Here is a 1,081-nt window from a genome sequence, read left to right as displayed (position 1 = left end):
ACAACATGGCAGCCATAGGGCGAGTAAATAATCCAAGCGCTAAAAAGACCGGAAGCACTAACTCTGCGAATGTGCCTGAATAGGCGGCAAATTCCCAAGGTAGCAACGGAACTTGATACTCAAACTCGAACAAGTACAAGGTGCTATCCCATGAGGCAATTTTGATAAGGCCGGAATTAAAAAACACCCAAGCGACCCATAAACGGCAAAACAGCAGCAACAACGGCATTGCGTGAGTTTGTAAGCTGTTGGTGTATTCGTCGTAGCGGCTAATCAGGCTTTTAACAGAATCTGTCATCGTATCCTCCTTACGCGGTTTGCAGCGTAAAACCTTCAATCAGGTCAAGCGTCATGATGTGATTAAGATGAGTGAGCAACGGCTCAGGGATATCGCTCAAACATTGCTTTTGTTCCAAGCTGGCAAGCAATTGATAGGCTTCGGCATCCAGCGCGAAACACTGCGCTTCACCGTTGGGCTCGATACGGATCACCCCTTGTTGTAATTGGTTGATGTTGAGCTGATCGAATTGCTGAGTACGAACAGCTGCGAATAAATCAAACACCGCGTAATGAGCATCAAAGCACTTACACCCAGGACGAAGGTGGAAAACTAAATGAGAATGTTGCGACTCTGGTACGTGTGGTAATTCAGTCAGCGGTTGCACGGCTGTGTCTGCTTGATGCTCATAACGAGCTTGGCGAGCAAGGTCGATGTTCCATTCAAAGAGAGCAACTTCTGGGCTGTATGGTGCTTGAGCCATGACCTGACCAAACAGCATCACAGTGTGGTGAAAGTCTTTTCCGTAGTGAATAACACTGCCTTCTTGGAGTGGGTGCGTTAAAACATGTTGGCGTGCTATTTGGGCAAAGCACGTTTCCCCTAGTAACGCTTCAACCATCGGATAAGTAGCAGAAAGGACTTCGCTCAAGCTGATGATAAAGTTGTTGCGATATATCTGCATGCGCTCGTCAGCGGTAAACTGATCGCTCGCAATATCACAGTCATCGCCTAATGCCTGATAGTGAAGCGCTTTCGCAAACTGGTTTTGTAAGGTGGCTAGCTTCATGAGGCTTTTCTCGT

At 47.3% G+C, this 1,081-nt stretch carries 2 protein-coding genes; both read right to left on the bottom strand.

The features are described from left to right. Window positions 1-298: DoxX family protein (locus tag R7O12_RS26575; RefSeq protein WP_318127067.1), on the bottom strand; the 298-nt coding region annotated here is incomplete at its 3' end. A gap of 10 nt (window positions 299-308) precedes the next feature. After that, on the bottom strand, window positions 309-1,067 hold the full coding sequence (locus R7O12_RS26570; protein WP_318127068.1) for a DNA-binding domain-containing protein: 759 nt from the start codon (window positions 1,065-1,067) through the stop codon (window positions 309-311). Between the last annotated feature and the right edge of the window lie 14 nt (window positions 1,068-1,081).

This window comes from Vibrio sp. Vb1574, from assembly GCF_033338675.1.
Note: the sequence above shows the minus strand (reverse complement) of the source record. Positions and strands in the feature narration are given on the sequence as shown.

Coding starts and splice junctions, on each gene's coding strand:
- R7O12_RS26570 (WP_318127068.1), bottom strand. CDS start 1,067: ATGAAGCTAGCCACCTTACAAAACCAGTTTGCGAAAGCGCTTCACTAT.